This window comes from Bifidobacterium sp. LH_512 (assembly GCF_056356435.1).
The window spans coordinates 1323751-1340020 of sequence record NZ_JBKEUE010000001.1; the positions used below are offsets into that span (position 1 = coordinate 1323751).

Annotated in this window: 15 protein-coding genes and 1 tRNA gene; 8 read left to right on the forward strand and 8 right to left on the reverse strand. The window is 55.9% G+C overall.

Going from position 1 to position 16270, the window contains the following annotated elements; all coding sequences use genetic code 11:
* Window positions 1–130 precede the first annotated feature (130 nt).
* Window positions 131–204, forward strand: a tRNA-Val gene (locus tag AC1AWD_RS05665).
* A 267-nt stretch (window positions 205–471) separates the two neighbouring features.
* On the opposite strand, the gene AC1AWD_RS05670 is transcribed toward AC1AWD_RS05665, so the two are convergent.
* Window positions 472–897 (reverse strand): DUF3052 domain-containing protein, encoded by a 426-nt coding sequence (locus AC1AWD_RS05670; protein ID WP_476564406.1) that lies wholly within the window; start codon window positions 895–897, stop codon window positions 472–474.
* A gap of 106 nt (window positions 898–1003) precedes the next feature.
* Window positions 1004–1906, reverse strand: coding sequence for a YlbL family protein (locus AC1AWD_RS05675; protein WP_476564642.1), 903 nt, complete (start codon window positions 1904–1906; stop codon window positions 1004–1006).
* 87 nt (window positions 1907–1993) lie between these two features.
* Here AC1AWD_RS05675 and AC1AWD_RS05680 point away from each other — a divergent pair, with 87 nt between their 5' ends.
* A complete protein-coding gene (locus tag AC1AWD_RS05680) occupies window positions 1994–3487 on the forward strand; it encodes a zinc-dependent metalloprotease (RefSeq protein ID WP_476564408.1) in 1494 nt (497 codons plus the stop codon).
* Window positions 3488–3708: 221 nt separating this feature from the next.
* On the opposite strand, the gene AC1AWD_RS05685 is transcribed toward AC1AWD_RS05680, so the two are convergent.
* The 3 genes from AC1AWD_RS05685 to AC1AWD_RS05695 all read right to left on the reverse strand — a co-directional run bounded on the left by AC1AWD_RS05685 (window position 3709) and on the right by AC1AWD_RS05695 (window position 7198).
* The gene (locus tag AC1AWD_RS05685; RefSeq protein WP_476564410.1) at window positions 3709–4332 is read right to left on the reverse strand and encodes an Ig-like domain-containing protein; all 624 of its coding nucleotides are present in this window, start codon (window positions 4330–4332) and stop codon (window positions 3709–3711) included.
* Window positions 4333–4339: 7 nt separating this feature from the next.
* Complete coding sequence (locus tag AC1AWD_RS05690) at window positions 4340–4885, reverse strand: hypothetical protein (protein WP_476564412.1); 546 nt, start codon at window positions 4883–4885, stop codon at window positions 4340–4342.
* A 795-nt stretch (window positions 4886–5680) separates the two neighbouring features.
* On the reverse strand, window positions 5681–7198 hold the full coding sequence (locus tag AC1AWD_RS05695; protein WP_476564415.1) for an ATP-dependent helicase: 1518 nt from the start codon (window positions 7196–7198) through the stop codon (window positions 5681–5683).
* Window positions 7199–7312: 114 nt separating this feature from the next.
* Here AC1AWD_RS05695 and AC1AWD_RS05700 point away from each other — a divergent pair, with 114 nt between their 5' ends.
* Both AC1AWD_RS05700 and AC1AWD_RS05705 read left to right on the forward strand, forming a co-directional pair.
* Window positions 7313–8914 (forward strand): phosphotransferase, encoded by a 1602-nt coding sequence (locus AC1AWD_RS05700; RefSeq protein ID WP_476564417.1) that lies wholly within the window; start codon window positions 7313–7315, stop codon window positions 8912–8914.
* Window positions 8915–8986: 72 nt separating this feature from the next.
* Window positions 8987–9211 carry a DUF3107 domain-containing protein gene (locus AC1AWD_RS05705; RefSeq protein ID WP_476564419.1) on the forward strand — a complete coding sequence of 75 codons (225 nt, stop codon included), beginning with the start codon at window positions 8987–8989 and terminating at the stop codon, window positions 9209–9211.
* A 174-nt stretch (window positions 9212–9385) separates the two neighbouring features.
* Here the strand turns inward: AC1AWD_RS05705 and AC1AWD_RS05710 are convergent, their stop codons facing one another.
* A complete protein-coding gene (locus AC1AWD_RS05710; RefSeq protein ID WP_476564421.1) occupies window positions 9386–10270 on the reverse strand; it encodes a PHP domain-containing protein in 885 nt (294 codons plus the stop codon).
* Between the two features lie 356 nt (window positions 10271–10626).
* Here AC1AWD_RS05710 and AC1AWD_RS05715 point away from each other — a divergent pair, with 356 nt between their 5' ends.
* Window positions 10627–11241, forward strand: a complete 615-nt coding sequence (locus AC1AWD_RS05715; RefSeq protein ID WP_476564644.1) for a vitamin K epoxide reductase family protein — start codon at window positions 10627–10629, stop codon at window positions 11239–11241.
* A gap of 142 nt (window positions 11242–11383) precedes the next feature.
* On the opposite strand, the gene AC1AWD_RS05720 is transcribed toward AC1AWD_RS05715, so the two are convergent.
* Window positions 11384–12466 (reverse strand): diaminopimelate epimerase, encoded by a 1083-nt coding sequence (locus AC1AWD_RS05720; RefSeq protein WP_476564423.1) that lies wholly within the window; start codon window positions 12464–12466, stop codon window positions 11384–11386.
* Window positions 12467–12708: 242 nt separating this feature from the next.
* On the opposite strand from AC1AWD_RS05720, the gene murI reads away from it, so the two are divergent.
* A complete protein-coding gene (gene murI, locus AC1AWD_RS05725) occupies window positions 12709–13485 on the forward strand; it encodes a glutamate racemase (protein WP_476564425.1) in 777 nt (258 codons plus the stop codon).
* Window positions 13486–13678: 193 nt separating this feature from the next.
* Window positions 13679–14530, forward strand: coding sequence for a patatin-like phospholipase family protein (locus AC1AWD_RS05730; RefSeq protein ID WP_476564427.1), 852 nt, complete (start codon window positions 13679–13681; stop codon window positions 14528–14530).
* 40 nt (window positions 14531–14570) lie between these two features.
* Here the strand turns inward: AC1AWD_RS05730 and AC1AWD_RS05735 are convergent, their stop codons facing one another.
* Entirely contained in the window at window positions 14571–15497 is a 927-nt protein-coding gene (locus AC1AWD_RS05735; RefSeq protein WP_476564429.1) for an SPFH domain-containing protein, read from the reverse strand.
* Between the two features lie 151 nt (window positions 15498–15648).
* On the opposite strand from AC1AWD_RS05735, the gene AC1AWD_RS05740 reads away from it, so the two are divergent.
* Complete coding sequence (locus AC1AWD_RS05740) at window positions 15649–16248, forward strand: GNAT family N-acetyltransferase (RefSeq protein ID WP_476564431.1); 600 nt, start codon at window positions 15649–15651, stop codon at window positions 16246–16248.
* Window positions 16249–16270 lie beyond the last annotated feature (22 nt).

Below are 16270 nucleotides of genomic sequence, written 5' to 3' on the forward strand. Positions count from 1 at the left end.
ACGGAATAAGTATTCAACGGCTCAACTCTACGCGATTCTTGAGACCTCTGCCTGTATTCACACCGAAAACACAGTGTTGCGACGCGCGAACACGCAGATGGCGGCACAATGCTGTACAGTATGACTTTGCGGGCGATTAGCTCAGTTGGTTAGAGCGCCACCTTTACACGGTGGATGTCGGGGGTTCGAGTCCCTCATCGCCCACAATCATTAACGTTTTCGCCTTTCGGCGGCTTCATTTTCATTTTTGCTGTCGCTTCCATTTTCATTTCGCATGATCGCGGTGTGCTATCTGATTTGCAACCTGTTGGTTGCAGTCTGTGATTATTCAATCGCAACATCAACATTTGATTGCATAGTCGGATTTTCGTTCGATGATGCGATGCTGCAACATGACGTCGCAATATGAGAAATACAAAACGGACGGCATCATATGATGCCGTCCGTCAAAAGCCTGCACACGCAATGCGTTTACTTGTTCTCCTTGCCCTTACCGAAAGCCCTCAGGCGAATGCCGTTCCAATCCGGGCTTACGGTCAGCGGGGTTGCGGCGTTCATGCCGGCCGTCTTCGCGGCGGACTGCACGGTGCTGGAACTTGCCGCCCCTGGGCGCCCCGGCTTCGGGGTCAACACCCACAGAGGACCGTCTTCGCCAAGTACCGCGTACGCGTCGACGATGGTGTCAGACAGTTCGTCCTCATCGTCACCATCACGCCACCAAATGATGACGCCGTCGACCGCGGAATCATAATCCTCATCGACCAGCTCTTCTCCGGTCAGCTCCTCGATCCCGGCGCGGATCGAGTCGTCCACATCATCGTCCCACAGCCATTCCTGAACCAGGTCGCCGGCGTGGAATCCGAATTCTTCAGCGTTATCAGTTGCCGTTTGATTCACAAACGCCAATATACCAACTCTTGACGAAGAGCACATGTAATTGGGCCGCGACACGGTCATGTTTCGAGATTTTTCGCCTCAATGACTTATTCGGTCACCCGCTCAATCACTCATTCGGCACAACGCAATGCGGCAGATCGTCGCCCTTGCCCTGACCGATCGCAACCAGCGCCTGATACGCCTCATCCAACGTCGACACCATCACATCACGCAAACCATCCGGCACATGACCAACGACCTCATCGCAATTACCTGCAGGTGCTAAAAACCATGTCGCGCCATCCCTTTTCGCACCCAGCATCTTCAATCGAATGCCGCCGATCTCACCGACCTCGCCATCGGCATCCATCGTTCCCGTACCGGCAATAATCGCACCGCCCGTCTCGTCAGCGGCGGTCAATTTATCAATCAATCCAAGTGCATACATCATTCCAGCGGAAGGGCCACCGATATCGTCAACATGCATTGTTACCGTAATGCCGCTCGTATCAACGCCTTGCGCCTGCAAATACTTGAAGGCCGCCTGCGTTGCGGCATCCTGCGACGACGTCATTTCCGACTTGGTCTCTTCAGCATATTCCTCAGCCGTCTGCCCGACCGGTACAACGGCTTCCACCGGCATCACCATCGTGGACGAATCCAACCATCCCCACAGCATCTGCGCATTCGTAATCGGATATCCGGGCACACCGGAAGCATTCACCGTCACCAAACGCAACTGCCCGTCATCGTCATAGGTTTTCGCGCCGGAAATCGAAATCACTTCCTTGCCACCGGATTTGCCCAACACATCCTGCGTCGGCCCAGGCATTTCCATACTGTATGCGCTCGGCAACGCCAACACAAACACGCACAAGGCGACGGTAATCAACCCCGCCAGATAACGCAGCGACCGCGCGTCAATATATGCGCGCATGCGGGCCGTGCAATTACGAAAAGCGCGACGAAGCGTGCCGCAAACCGTGCCATGAAGTGCGCTTTCGGCTTGAAGTGGGCGTTTTGTATGCATATGAGCCATACCTCCCATACTATGGAAGCAATCGACCTTCACAGCATACGCGAACAAAAGCAAAAAACGACAAGGACGGCAACTGCTATGGACGAAAACGCAATCCACCAATGGCTTATCGATTGCTTCGGCCCGATTCAGGGAGAGATGGCCTGGAATCAGCTGTCGAGCCTGCCTGAGGAGATCCGCCAGCAGCTGATGAGTCAGGATCCAGAGAAACTGCCGAAGCCTGCCGAAGTGCAGGCGATGATGCAGGCGTTCTCTGCGGGAGGTCTCAACACCATGGGCGACATGCAGCAGGCTGTTGAAACCGGTCCGATTAACGTGAAGCTGGCGAAGTCGCTCGCCCACCAGCAGGCCAGCGGCGAAGGCTCGGAAAGCACGGTGAGCGCGGAAAACGGTTCGATGGCGCGTCGTATTATCAGCGAAGCGAATCTGTGGCTGGATACGGCTTGCGAATTCAACCCTGTTGACGGACAAACGCAGGTGTTGACGCGCGACGGCTGGGTTGACGGCACGATCGACGCGTGGGCGCAGTTTGCCGCGCCTGTCGCACAGTCGATGAACGATGCACTGACATCGGTGCTTGCCGACCGTCTTGGTGATGCGTTCCAGGGTGAGATTTCCGGCATGTTCGCCGGCCCTGTGCCGATTCCGATTCCGGATGGTATGCAGAATCCGGCTCAGATGATCAAGCTGCTGGGCAACACGTCGTTCGCGATGCAGTTGGGCCGTGCCGCCGGCAATTTGTCGCATGAAGTGCGAGGCAGTTTCGATCAGGGCATTGCGCTGCTGTCGAATCCGGCGGGCGCGCTGATTATACAGAACGTCGTCGAATACGCGAAATCGTTGGAGATTGACGTGGAAGAGGTGACGGCGTTCCTTGCTTTGCAGGAGTTGGCGCATGCTCGCCTATATGCGTCGGTGCCGTGGCTGATGCCGCGTTTTGAAGCGTTGATCGGCAAGTATGCGCGCGGCGTTGATATTGATTTGGATGCGATGGAGGAACAGCTGCGCGATGCCGGCGCGATGGATCCGGATTCGCTGTCTGACGCCGTGAATTTGACGAAGGTCGGCATTCCGGATACGCCGGAGCAGACGCAGGCGTTGTCTTCATTGGAAACACTGCTGGCTTTGGTTGAAGGTTGGGTTGATTGCGTGGTGTGGCGCGCCGGTATGGCGCATTTGCCGCATATTGAGCAGCTTCGTGAGATGATGCGCCGCGAGCGTGCCGTCGGTGGCCCAGCGCAGCGTACGTTCGAGAATCTTCTGGGGATGCAGCTGAGACCGAAACGTATGCGAGAGGCCGCCGCTTTGTGGGAACGCATTGGTGCTTCGGAAGGCATCGAAGCGCGTGATGCGAAGTGGTCGCATCCTGATTTGTTACCTGTTTTGCCGGCTGATGACGCTGGTGCCGGCGATTCCGCTGCTGGTGACGCCGCTGGTGACGCCGCTACAGCTGCAGCTGGCTTGCCAGCTGATGGCGAGGCCGGCGCTGGTGCCGTCACCTCTTCCATTGATTGGGATGCCGAGCTGAACAAGCTACTCGATCAGGAAAACGGCGACGCCGAAAATAATTAACGGCTTCAAATAATCGACAATATGGAAACAGGTGGCAACTTTCGCTTCCAAAGCGTGCGAATCTGTAGGTAAATTCCGTTTAGCATCACGTGACGGCGGCTCAGTGAGATGGTAAACGGATTTTACCTACAGGTTTAGCTCGCTGAGAGATGGGGAGGATAACAGACGAGCCCCGCCGGACGAAAGATTCGATCAACGAGGCTCGTTGAAAGACATAGAAATCAGACTGCGGGAGCGCCTTGGCCGAAGGCGATGTCCTCGTCACGCCAGCCCAGACCGACCAGATGCAGGCGCTCCGTCCGGCTCGCCGTGTAGGAATGCTCGCCGCTATTCGTGTTGTACAGGCGGTACAGCGCGACCGTGTAATACGAGTAGCTCGGCGGCTGCGGTTCGGCCTTCTCATTGACCTTTACGGTACAGGCGGCGGATTGTCCGCTGTCGTCCGCAGCGGTGGCGGTGATGTCCGCAGTTCCACTCCTTACGGCGGTCACTTTGCCGTTTTCGTCTACCGTAGCGACGCCTGTATTGCTGCTTTGCCAAGTCACGGTCTTGTTGGTGGCGTTAAAGGTCTGACTGTACGCGGTGCCCACCGTTCCTTCGGGCAGACCATCGGTGGTAATCTTCGGAGTAACCGTTCCCTTGCCACCAACCTCACCGTTCAAAGTTCCCTTGTTGATAATGGAGCCAGCATTATTCAGAACGCTGGTGTTGTTCAGGGTGCCGAAGTTGATAATGGTTCCACTGTTATTCAGAGTGCCATTGTTCGTTAAAGTTGCAATAGAGGGAATAGTTAAGGTCACTCCATCATTGAGCGTCAGGGTTTGGCTTTCCTTCACAATCACCACAATGTTACTATTCGCAATGCTGAGGTCCTGTGTCAGAGTAAATGTATCTCCGTAGATTTTCCCCCTCATTTTGTATTAAAAAGAAACCTTTACAATCGCCTGCCATGTTGTTAATCTCGACAGTGGAAGAAATCACTGCATGACCGTTTTCGCCAGTGGAAAGTTTTCCAGTAAAGGCCCCATGGAGATCCACAAATCCGCCGGAAATAGTAGCGATTATAACAGCGATACTATTTGAGATTCCTGAAGCACTTACATAACCATCCATAATAGTGAGATAGCCAGCGGAGATCCCTGATCTGCCGCTTGCTGATATCTTGCCGCCGACAATCGTCAAAGTTGGCACCCCTGATAGTTCTGTGATACCAGTATCCGTGACGGTCAGAAAGCCCACTGTCTCTTTCTCGGTAGACTGCGCATAGATATACAGATGACTGCCAGATGCTAACTGAATACCTTTCGAAACCGTAAGGTTGCAGCCATCCTCTAAAATCAGGTACATATCACCGCTTACAATAACTATACCGGCGATGGTGGTGTCGCCCTGTGCCACATACCAACCTCCTGTTCAGCCGGTATCGTTTTCTGTAACCTGTGCAGCGCTACCAGCAGTTTTTGGACTGCCGCGCTCGTCCAGATAGAGAATGTTTTCTAGATTCCGTGACACACCCAAAGGCATGGAAGCCATCTCCTTATGGACAGTCGAATCCGCTTCCCTCCACAGAACAGACGAGATGGCAGCATTCTCCGACACGCTTTCTGCCGGGCAGTACTCCGCTGTCTGTTTATGGGAACAGAAGTTTCCGCTGTCTCCTCGATGTAGTGACAACTTTCGCTATGCCCAATGCGGTGTTCGCACAGCCTGTTTGTGTCGACGGTCATGCCGCTACTGTCCTGCACTCCTGCTTCAGCGAAAGCCGTTGTCGGTAGTAGGAGTACACAAGACGACAAGCGCCGCGAATATTCGTTTTCTCACAAGAATCCCCTTTCCATATACTCCCTCCCGACGCGGAAGGCACACGGACAACGCAAAAAAAGGGGCGGGTTTCCCCGTGCGTTCGCACGGGGAAACCCGCCACCGAAAAGAAAAAGCGGGACGTCAGAACACGAAAAGGACAGACTTATCCCCGTCTGTCCTGAACAGACCGCGGGAAAGCATCATGTCAAATCCGCCTTTCCGCGACGCAGCCAGCCGCACGTCCGGCGCACGACATCGCGCGCGGATACCTCCATGCATACCGGAAGACATCACCAAAAGCAGGGCCTCCACACGGTTCATCCAATACCGGCAGGAGTCAGAAAATGAAGCCACCGCAAAGCGTCATGCAGTCAGCAAGAACAGCAATGCTCAATTCAAAAAGCGACTGGGCGAGCGCTGTATGCCGCCCATGCCGTCCTTGCTGCGCGCATATGACAGATGCAGCGAGTCCTCGGCTCGTGTAATGCCTACATACATCAATCGTCGCTCTTCTTCCAACAGCTCTCCGCCCTGCGGGGAACCGTATGGCAAGAGCCCCTCCGAACATCCGATCAGAAACACATGTTTGAATTCCAGGCCTTTCGAGGCATGGATTGTGGTAATCGTAACGCCCTGCAATGCAGTACCGGCAGGCCCCACGCCCAGCGTCTCCAGCATCGCCTGCTTCATCTGCGCATCATCGGCGAGCGCGGAATTCTCCCATCCGGTGTCGCGTTTTACACGGAATCGTATGTTTTGCGCGCGAAGTGCTTGGCATATAACGGCCTGTTGCGCGTTGATGCGTGTCAGCACCGCGCAATCGGACGGTGAGACGCCGTCTGCGATCAGCCTTGCTATGCGTTGTGCGACGCCTTGTGCTTCTTCCATATCACTGCCGTATACGGTTCGTGTGATTTTCGCGCCGTTCTCGCGTACTGCCTCCAATTTCAGATAATCGTCACGATTGGGCGCTTTGGCAAGCACGCGATTGGCGCAGGCGATGACCTGCGGCGTGGAACGGTAGTCGCGATTCAGACTGATGTCTGCGCTGACGGGCGCGAATTCGTTGGGGAAGTTCAGCAGATCATAGCTGCTGGCGCCTGCGAAGGAGTAAATGGTCTGCGCCGGGTCGCCGACGACGCACACATTGCGGTTGTCGCCAAGCCACAAGGTGAGCAGTCGATGCTGCAGGGGCGAAACGTCTTGATATTCGTCGACGGTAAGCCATCCGATCGAGGATCGAATAACAGCGGCGGCATCTTCGAATTCGTTTAATACGTGGCAGGTCATGAGCAGAATGTCGTCGAAGTCGATTTCGCCGCGTGACGTCTTTTCCTGCTCATACGCCTGGTATATGTCCATGAACTGTCCGATTTCAAGGCCGGCCGGCGGCTTGCGGTATCCGGCGGCGTATACGCGCGCATAGTCGGCCGGCGCGATTAGGGAGATTTTCGCCCAATTGATTTCGGCATGCAGGTCGCGGATGATGGCGTCGTCGATGTGGGTCGCCGCAGTGACCCTTTTGAGCGATCGTGCAACGAGATCGCGTGGATCGCGGCTGATATGAGGGAATGGCGCTTCGCAGATATCGTTCCAGACACGTCTTAATTGGTGGAGCGCCGCGGAATGGAAGGTCGCCGCATTGACGTCGTCGCCGATGCCGAGGTCGGCCAGCCGCGAACGCATTTCCGCTGCTGCCTTGACGGAGAAGGTGACGGCGAGCACGCGCGATGGATTCCATGTTTTTGTGGCGCAGGCATAGGCGATGCGGCGCGTGACGGTGCGGGTTTTTCCCGCGCCTGCGCCGGCGACGATGCGCACCGGCCCGTCCAGTGTGGTCGCCGCGGCCGATTGCGCATCGTCCAGTCCTTCGAGAATTGCCTGAGCCGATGATTCCATGCCTTCCATTGTGTCAGCCCAAACGTCAATCCGCTATTCGAGGCGAGTCCGAAAGCCTAAAAATCGCCTGTTTTCTGGCACGTCGGCATGGTATTGCCGTTTTTCGTGTATTAGTGTTGAACTGTGACTGAACGTAGCAAGCTTAAATTGGCGGCATTGGCCAGCGCGGCATTGCCTTCCGTTGTCGTATCCGGAGTGCGTGACGGCGGTCAGAGGAATTCCACTGATGAACGTTGCGGCATTGAGTATGCCGTCGTGCAGGATTCGCTGGGCAAATCGTATGACGTGTTCGCCGCCAGCAGTGAGGCTGGGCGTAAGCGTCTTACCGGCAGGGCTCGCGCGGCACGCACGATTGAACAGGCGCGAGAATTGGCCGGACTTGGTTTTGGTACGGATCGTGTGATGGCGTTCAATGACGGCTCGAATGCGCGTGGCGCCACCGGCAATATGGCGGTGCTGATTACGTTGCATCATGATGGGCAGGCCCGCCAATTGGATTTGTTGACGTTGGATGATTGCGCTAGCGTCGGCACGACGATTGGTGCGATTCATCGTCTGCGTCCCACGTTTTTGGAAGAGAATCAGTATCCAATGTTCGTCACCGGTCAGATTCGCGCACAGTTGACCGCTTGGATCAAACGTTTGCGCCAGGCTGGCCATATTCCTTCGGAAATCACATCCAGTTGGGCGAATATCTTGGAAACCGACGGCCTGTGGTCGTTTAATACGTGCACGGTACATGGCGGTTTTCAGGATGGTGACCTGCTGTTTTCCGGTTCGTCTATTACGGCGGTGACGAATTGGCAGGAAATGCAGATGAATGATCCCGCCCGCGATTTGGCGTGGATTTTCGCAAAATTGGATGAGTCGCATCGTAATGCGGTGTTGTCGGCATATGCGCGCATGTTGGGATCACGTTTGGATGATTTGATTATGCTGCGCGCCAATTTGTGGCTTCAGATGGAGCAGGTCGGCGATTTCATTCAGGCGATCAATACGGCGGATAATGCGAAGATCATGCAGTTTAAAGCGCAGGTTGAGCGTCTCGCCCACCAGTTGAGCCTGACCAAGTCCCGGTCACATTCGACTGCATCATCGTCCGGATTGTCTGATTCAACAAATTCTTCGCCGCATACCATTACCGTAGGCACACTGTTGAACGAATCCCAGCAGCGTATGAATGCCGCAAATCAAGCTGCCGACAATACTGGTGAATCCGACGCGACCGGTGAAACCGACGCGACCGGTGAAACCGATAAAACCGGCTCGAAAGAGATTCGTTTCACGTCTGAAGCGTCTTCCGATTTCACAGCGGACCGTCCGCTCAGCGCTACCGTACGCTATGACGTCGCCGATCAGACCGCTTCCGGCGCGCAGCCTGCGGCTTATCGCAATGCGTCGCCGTCATCGTCCGCGACCATGCTGATCGCCAATTCAGGCACGGACGCAGCGCAATCGGATGACGCCAATGGTATGCGTCCGACCATCAATGTCGATGCCGATCATGCTGATGATCACACCGGCGAGGCGCAGGCTCCAGAACAGGCGTCTGGCGACGTGGCGACCATGCTGATTCCGCTGTTGGAACGCGAAGAACGCGCCATGCGTGATGCACAGTTGGGATTGACAGCCACCAGAACCGGCGTACATCGTCATGTGCAGGATGGTTCGAATGGCAACACCGCGGCTGACGCAGACCATACGAACGAATCGCCACAGGCGTAACGCTATCGGTAATGCGACAATTACAGGCAATGTCAGGCTACAGGCAACATCAGGCACTATAAGGAGGAATTCATGGATATCGAATTGGGCATTCAGAATGTCGCCCGTACCGTCACTTTCCGTACGGACGCCAGCGCCGAGGAAGTCAGCGCCATCATCACGAAAGCGTTGAACGACAAGCAGTCAATCAAGCTCACCGACGACAAGGGCCGTGACATCATCGTGCCGGCCGGTGCGCTCGGCTACGCCATCGTCGGTTCTGAAACGAAGCATGCCGTCGGTTTCGGCGCCATGTAATCGACGCATTTGACACAACGCACGTCGCACACGCAGTACACGCGACAGTGACGGCGCAGCAGTCGCGGCCGCACCGCAATAAAGACGGCACTGCGGCAAAGACGGCGCCGCAACAGCGTGCAGCGTGTTTTGGCGCGGCGTAATCCGAGGTGACGCAATAATCAGCTGCAAAAGTCAGCGCCACAATGGGATTGCACCGCGCCTTACTATTTCCATCACCGTGGCCTCATCGGTCAGGTTCTCCCCCAGCCCATTAGGCTTGCCTTTCCCATGCCAATCAGAGCCACCGGTCACCAGCAAATCAAACCGCTTCGCCAAATCCAACAAACGACTGCGCTGCGCTTCAGGATTACCACGATGCCATACTTCAAGGCCGCCCAATCCTTCATCGGCCAATGCGCGAATCTGCTCGTCGGAAAGCAGACGCCTGTTGCGGCTCGGATCGCCGCCATGCGCAATCACCGTCACACCACCAGCCTCACGCACCGCGCGTACCACATCATGCGTCGTCGGCGACGGCGTCGGAATGTAATACTTGCTGGAAGCGCTCACCACGTCGGCGAATGCTTCCGAACGCGTCTCATACACGCCTGCGGCCACCAGCGCATCAGCAATATGCGGGCGCCCAATCGTAGTACGGCCACCCTTCTTAACTTGTGCCTGCACGGCGTCCCAGTCGATCGGATAATCCTGCGCGATACGCTCGACCATGAGCTTCGTGCGCTTCAGACGAGCCTCGCGTGTGCGGGCGAACAAATCACGAATGCGGTGATTGTCGGGATCGTATTGAAACGCCAACATGTGCACCGAAATACCATCGTCAACCGCGGTGACCTCCGTGCCGCGCAGCAGCGGCAGTCCCTCCTCGCACGCGGCCTCCTGCGCCTCCTGCCAGCCGGCAGTCGTGTCATGATCGGCGATCGCGACACCTCGCAATCCTGCGGCTTTCGCCTGCCTGACCAGTGTTTGCGGCGTTTCCGTGCCATCCGAAAACACGGTATGGCAATGAATGTCCCATCCTTCAACGGGCACGGTCACAGGAAAATCAATGCTGATCATGATTCTATCGTAGACGAGAAACGGTGGTCGCGACACCGGACATCGGCGGGCGGCGCCAGCACCGGCGACATCATCGTGTCTTCGCCACGACGCGTATGCGACGGCGATGCGCGCACGTATACTGGCAACGGAATATGACGTTTCGCGCTGAAACGTTCACACAGGGCATGCCACAAGGCACGTCCCGACAGGCTCACGAAACGAGGGCACGCATGAGCGGCAACATCAGCAACAGCGGCGACAGCAACAATGGCAACGACATCAGCAACACGGCATACGCAGACGGCAGCAGCATCGACGACAGCGTGAGCGGCGGTAACGCGAGCGGCGGTAACATAAACGACGGCGACACCGCGATGCCGACATTGCGAGGGTGGCGTCACGGCGCAACTTGGACATATCTGATCATGCTGCTTGCTTCAGCGGTGGCGCTGGTGGTTTCGTTCGTGCTGTCTGCGGAGACGCTGCAATTGGCACGCAATCCTGGCGGCAAGCTGGACTGTGACATCAACGCGATGCTCTCCTGCTCGTCTGTGGCACAATCCTGGCAGGCGGAAATCATCAAATTCGGCGGATTGAGCTATCCGAATGCATTCTTCGGCATCGCCGCCGAATCAGTGTTCGTCACCATCGCAGTATTGGGCGTCGCCCGCATCGCTGTACCGCGCTGGTTCGCCACATGCACGTGGTTGGGCGGATTGGCAGCACTCGCCTACTCGTATTGGCTGACGTCGCAGTCGCTGTTTGTGATCAACGCGCTGTGCCCGTGGTGCTTGGCGCTGATGTTCTCGACTACGATTCAATTCATGGCGTTGTCTCATGCGACGGTCGCAGTGCAAGGACTGCCGTCACGCGAAGGCCGACTGGCCACGTACTACCGTCTGAATTATGACCTGATGATTGACGTCCTGTGGATCGTCGCCCTAGTGACGCTGATTCTGGTCAAGGACGGTCCGGCATTATTCGTCTGACCTTCGCTCTCTTCGCCTTATCTTCGCTCTCACGCAAGTCCTGCAATCACGCCTTTCGGTCACTCCTGCTGGTTTAAACGTCCTCCTTCAGCAAATGTGACCGTTACAGGGATGGGATACGGTCACATTTGCCTGGGATCGGTTAGTTTTGCAGGGTAATGGCGCCGACGATGGTGGCGGAGCCAGTCAGTTTGACGTCGTCATCGGTGACGTCAACACGCAGCGTGCCGCCACGAACAGTGATATTCCAATGATCGATGCCGGTGTGGGCACGCAGCACGATTGCAGTTGCACATAAGCCGGTGCCACACGACAATGTCTCACCACAGCCGCGCTCGTTTACGCGCATCGTCGCATAGCCAATCGTCTCACCGGATTCGGCGCTGCCATCATGCGCAATATTGTCATGTGCGACGCCATCATTTGCGGCGTCACCATTTGTGACAGCATCATGTGTGACGCCACCCTTTGCAGCATCATCATATGTGGCATCACCAACTGCGGCATCATCGTCAGCAGCAGTCTGCCGCACCGCGTCAATCCGCACGAATTCGACATTCTGATCGGATTCCAAAACCGGCGCAACAATTGGCTTCGTCACCAAATCAAGTTTTTCGACATCCGGCAAATCGCTCTTAACCGCGTCTGCGCTTTCACTGACGAATTCAAGGCCGCCGATAATCGAGACGACATGCGGATTGCCCATATCAACGAAAGTGCCACGCGCGGCGCCATCCGTGCCGGGAATCGTCACTTCGAAAGCGCCGACCTCGCCGCGCTTCCACGCGCCCATGTCAACTTGGAACACGTCACGGCCATACGGCTCTACATCACCCAAGGATGTGAGGATCTTGATGCCGGCGCGCGTCGCCAACTTGAACGGCTCACCGCCAGGACCTTCGGCATAGCCCTGCTTCTGCGCGAACAATGTAATCGCACGCGTGCCATTGCCGCACATTTCCGCGAGGCTGCCGTCGGCATTGCGGTAATCCATGAACCAGTGCGCACCCGCTTCCATGCAGGCGTCGACCGTAGCTTCATCTATGTCGGACACCGCATCCGGCGGGGTTAGGCGAATCAGGCCGTCGCCGCCGATGCCGAAATGCCTGTCGCACAGGAAACGGACTTCGTCCGCGGTCGGTTCAAAAACGCCATCCGGATCCGCATACACCACGAAATCATTGCCAGTCGCATGCGCCTTATACACCTTGTTCGGAATGCTCATGGCACTAACTGTACCGTGGAGTGGCTTGCTTGTGCGGATTTCCAGGTTTCGCTCGATTTTCATTTAGGCTTTCGACTAGGTGTTCGTCTAGATGTTCGCCTGCGTTTCCGCCGAGGTTTTCGCCGAGGTTTTCGTCCGGGTGATGAATTGCGTGTAATCGGCATTACAGTGAGTAGGCTAAAGACGGATTATCTGATGGCAGGATCACAGACACCACTTGCATCTGCTTCACGGGAGGAATAATGGCTTCTACTACACCGATCGGCGTTTTCGATTCGGGTTTGGGCGGTATTTCCGTGGCCCGCGAGATCAGACGCGCCATGCCGAATGAGCAAGTGCTGTATTTCGGTGATTCCGCGCACGCGCCATATGGTACGAAAACGCCGGAACAGGTGCGGCAATTATCCTTCAATATCGTGGAACAATTCGTGAAACAAGGTGTGAAAGCTGTTGTGATTGCTTGTAATACGGCTACATCGGCTGCCGTCAACGATTTACGCGAAACCTACGATATTCCGATTATCGGCATGGAGCCGGCCTTGAAAGTCGCCTGCGACCGCGGGCACGGACAGCGCCAGCGTGTCATCGTCGCAGCCACCCCGTTGACATTACGCGAACACAAATTCGCCGCACTGATGGACCGTTTCACCGCCGACCACACGATTTTCCCTGAACCCTGCCCCGGCCTTGTCAACATCGTGGAAAGCGGGCAGCTGGACGACCATGATCTTGTTATGGACACGTTGCACGGGTATTTCGACCGCTACGACCTGTCCACTATTGATTCCGTCGTGCTTGGCTGCACACATTTTGTGTTCTACCGCGACTATTTCCGCGAACTGCTGCCCGACACCACCGCAATCATCGACGGCAATGAAGGCACCGTACGTCATTTGCGCGTCGTGCTCGAATCACTCGGCAAGCTCGCTCCCGAAGATGCGCGAGGCGGCGTCACACTGTCGAATTCCGACGGCAGCACGCGCATGGCACAGCTGGCGAGCGCGCTGCTGAATCGATAAACTGCAGAATCGCAATCACACTGTAACCAGGCTGCAGCTCAGCCACACGCAATCACATTACAACCACACCGCAGCCGCATCACAACTAAGCTGCAATCAGACTGCTCCCACACTGCGCCTCCGTCGAAATTCCTCCCCAATGTCCCGGCAAAACGAGTAAGCTCGACGCCATATATATGGAAAGAGGTTTGCCATGGCACAGCATAAAACGGCATTGATTGATGTAGGCGGCGGATTCCGCGCGATTTACGGATGCGGTTTGATGGATCGTTGTTTGGAAGACGGCATCGCGTTCGACCATTGCTATGGCGTTTCCGCAGGCAGCGCGAATATGGTGTCGTTCATCGCCAAACAGCATGGGCGCAATCACAAATTCTACACCGAATACGCATTCCGCAAGGAGTATGCAAGCCTGGACAGCTTCATTCGCAATCATAATTATGCGAACCTCGACTACGTGTACAGCACGCTGTCGAATCACGATGGCGAATATCCGGTTGACTATGCGACTTTCGAAGCGAATCCCACCGGATTTACCGTGGTCACCTGCGACGCGCGCGATGGGTCGACCAAATATTTCGACAAGTCCGACATTTCCTTCGATAATTTCGATGTGGTCAAGGCCAGCTCCGCCGTGCCGGTGGCATGCGAACCATATGCGATTGATGGCATACCGTATTTCGACGGCGGCATCGCCGATCCCGTGCCGGTGCAGAAGGCGTTGGATGATGGCCACGACCGTATCGTGCTGGTGCTGACGCGGCCAAAAGACGCGCTGCGCAAGCAGAACCATGATGTAGCACCGGCTCGCATTCTCCGTCATTCCTATCCTGAAGCGGCGGAACGGCTGATGCAGCGCTATAAGACGTATAACGATGAGGTCGCATTGGCCAAGCGTCTCGAACGCGAAGGCAAGGTGCTGATTTTGGCGCCGGAAAGCCTGTACGGGCTTAATACGTTGAGCAAGACCTTTGAAGGACTGGAACGCATGTATCGCGCCGGATACGCCGCAGCCGCACAGATCGAAGGCTTCCTGAACAGCTGAATGACGGCATCAATCGGGCCACCGTTCCAGTCCATCAGATTCACTTGGTCCCCGGCGTCCGATCGATGTTCGACGGTGTGCCGGAGGCCTCGTTGGCGGTCAGCATGGCATTCATGATCTGCTCATACATATCCTGATATCCGCCCGGCGTCGCCGACGGCAGCACCACGGTTTTCGCGTTCTTCGAATCGGCCAGCTCGCGCATCACGTCAAGATACTGATTGAACAGCACAACATTGTTGACATCACTGATATTCATGCCGACCGCCTGCAGGCTCTTGATCTGATCGACGATGCCGTTGGCGATTTCGCGACGATAGTTCGCCTGTCCTTCGCCCTGCAGACGAGTCTTTTCGGCTTCTGCAGCCGCCTGCGTTTCAATCTGAATACGCTGCGCCTCCGCACGCTGACGGGTGGCTTCCTTCTCACGCTGCGCGGCATTGATGGAATCCATGGCGTTCTTGACCTGCGGGCTCGGATCAATGGCGGTAATCAGCGTTTTCACAACGGTAAAGCCAAAGCGCGCCATTTCGGCGCCGACCGTCTTCTGCACGTCAGCGGCGACGTCATCCTTACGCGCGAACGCGTCGTCCAAGGTCAATGCAGGAATGGCGGAACGCAGCGCATCCTCCATGTAGGAACGCAACTGACCGGCAGGATCGCGCAATTCGTAGTACGCCGTGGCAACATCGTTCGGATTGACGCGGAACTGCGTCGACGCGACGACGGTTACGAACACATTGTCAAGCGTTTTCGTTTCCAGCTGGACGTTCAACTGGGAGACGCGCATATTCGTTTTCATCGCGATGCGGTCGACGAACGGAATCTTCGCATGGATGCCGGCGAAGCGCACATCCTTGAATTTGCCGAATCGTTCGATGATGTACGCCTGCTGCTGCGGCACGATGAATACGCATGGAATAAGAATCAAAATGACCAGCGCAAGGATGATGAGAATCACAATCATGGCCTTCCCCTTTACACATACCGGTCTCGGCGTCCATGCCGAATCCTACGTCAAGAATATCAGCAGCGAACTCCCCTTCCCCGTATTGCTCGCCCCAATTCTTGTTGCTGCGAGGTTTGAATTTGGGTAGGGATGAGGGAAGATTGGACGCATGATGATACGACATGCGACTATTGATGATCTCGATGCGATCGCAGGTGTGGAAGCGATGTGCTTTCCCGCCGCGGAGGCCGCAGACAAGACGTCGTTTGAACGACGTTTGAATACGTTTGCGGATTGCTTTTGGCTGATGATTGACGATGACATGCAGAATGACGACGTGCAGAACGATGGCGTTTCGCAGGCCAACGACGCGATACAGGATGACGGCGTTACGCAGGCTGATGCCGCCCTTCCCACTACGCCTTGCGTCACGGAAGGCCCGCTAATCGGTTTCGTCAACGGAATGGCAACCAATACCGCTGATTTGTTGGACGACATGTATGATGACGCGTCCTTGCATAATCCGAGTGGTGAATGGCAGATGATTTTCGGCGTTGACACTGCGCCGGCATACCAGCATCGCGGATATGCGACGAATTTACTGAAACATGTTATCGAGGAAGCCCGCTCGCGAGGGCGCCGGGGACTGGTGTTGACATGCAAGGAACGCCTTCTTGGCTTTTACGCGAATGTCGGATTCGAAGATGAAGGCATTTCCGATTCGACGCACGGCGATGTCGTGTGGCATCAGATGCGATTGACATTCTGATGGCGACTATTATCTGCGACTC

Coding starts and splice junctions, on each gene's coding strand:
- AC1AWD_RS05740 (WP_476564431.1), top strand. CDS start 15,649: ATGATGATACGACATGCGACTATTGATGATCTCGATGCGATCGCAGGT.
- AC1AWD_RS05720 (WP_476564423.1), bottom strand. CDS start 12,466: ATGAGCATTCCGAACAAGGTGTATAAGGCGCATGCGACTGGCAATGAT.
- AC1AWD_RS05680 (WP_476564408.1), top strand. CDS start 1,994: ATGGACGAAAACGCAATCCACCAATGGCTTATCGATTGCTTCGGCCCG.
- murI (WP_476564425.1), top strand. CDS start 12,709: ATGGCTTCTACTACACCGATCGGCGTTTTCGATTCGGGTTTGGGCGGT.
- AC1AWD_RS05705 (WP_476564419.1), top strand. CDS start 8,987: ATGGATATCGAATTGGGCATTCAGAATGTCGCCCGTACCGTCACTTTC.
- AC1AWD_RS05695 (WP_476564415.1), bottom strand. CDS start 7,198: ATGGAAGGCATGGAATCATCGGCTCAGGCAATTCTCGAAGGACTGGAC.
- AC1AWD_RS05675 (WP_476564642.1), bottom strand. CDS start 1,906: ATGCATACAAAACGCCCACTTCAAGCCGAAAGCGCACTTCATGGCACG.
- AC1AWD_RS05710 (WP_476564421.1), bottom strand. CDS start 10,270: ATGATCAGCATTGATTTTCCTGTGACCGTGCCCGTTGAAGGATGGGAC.
- AC1AWD_RS05730 (WP_476564427.1), top strand. CDS start 13,679: ATGGCACAGCATAAAACGGCATTGATTGATGTAGGCGGCGGATTCCGC.
- AC1AWD_RS05735 (WP_476564429.1), bottom strand. CDS start 15,497: ATGATTGTGATTCTCATCATCCTTGCGCTGGTCATTTTGATTCTTATT.
- AC1AWD_RS05715 (WP_476564644.1), top strand. CDS start 10,627: ATGCCGACATTGCGAGGGTGGCGTCACGGCGCAACTTGGACATATCTG.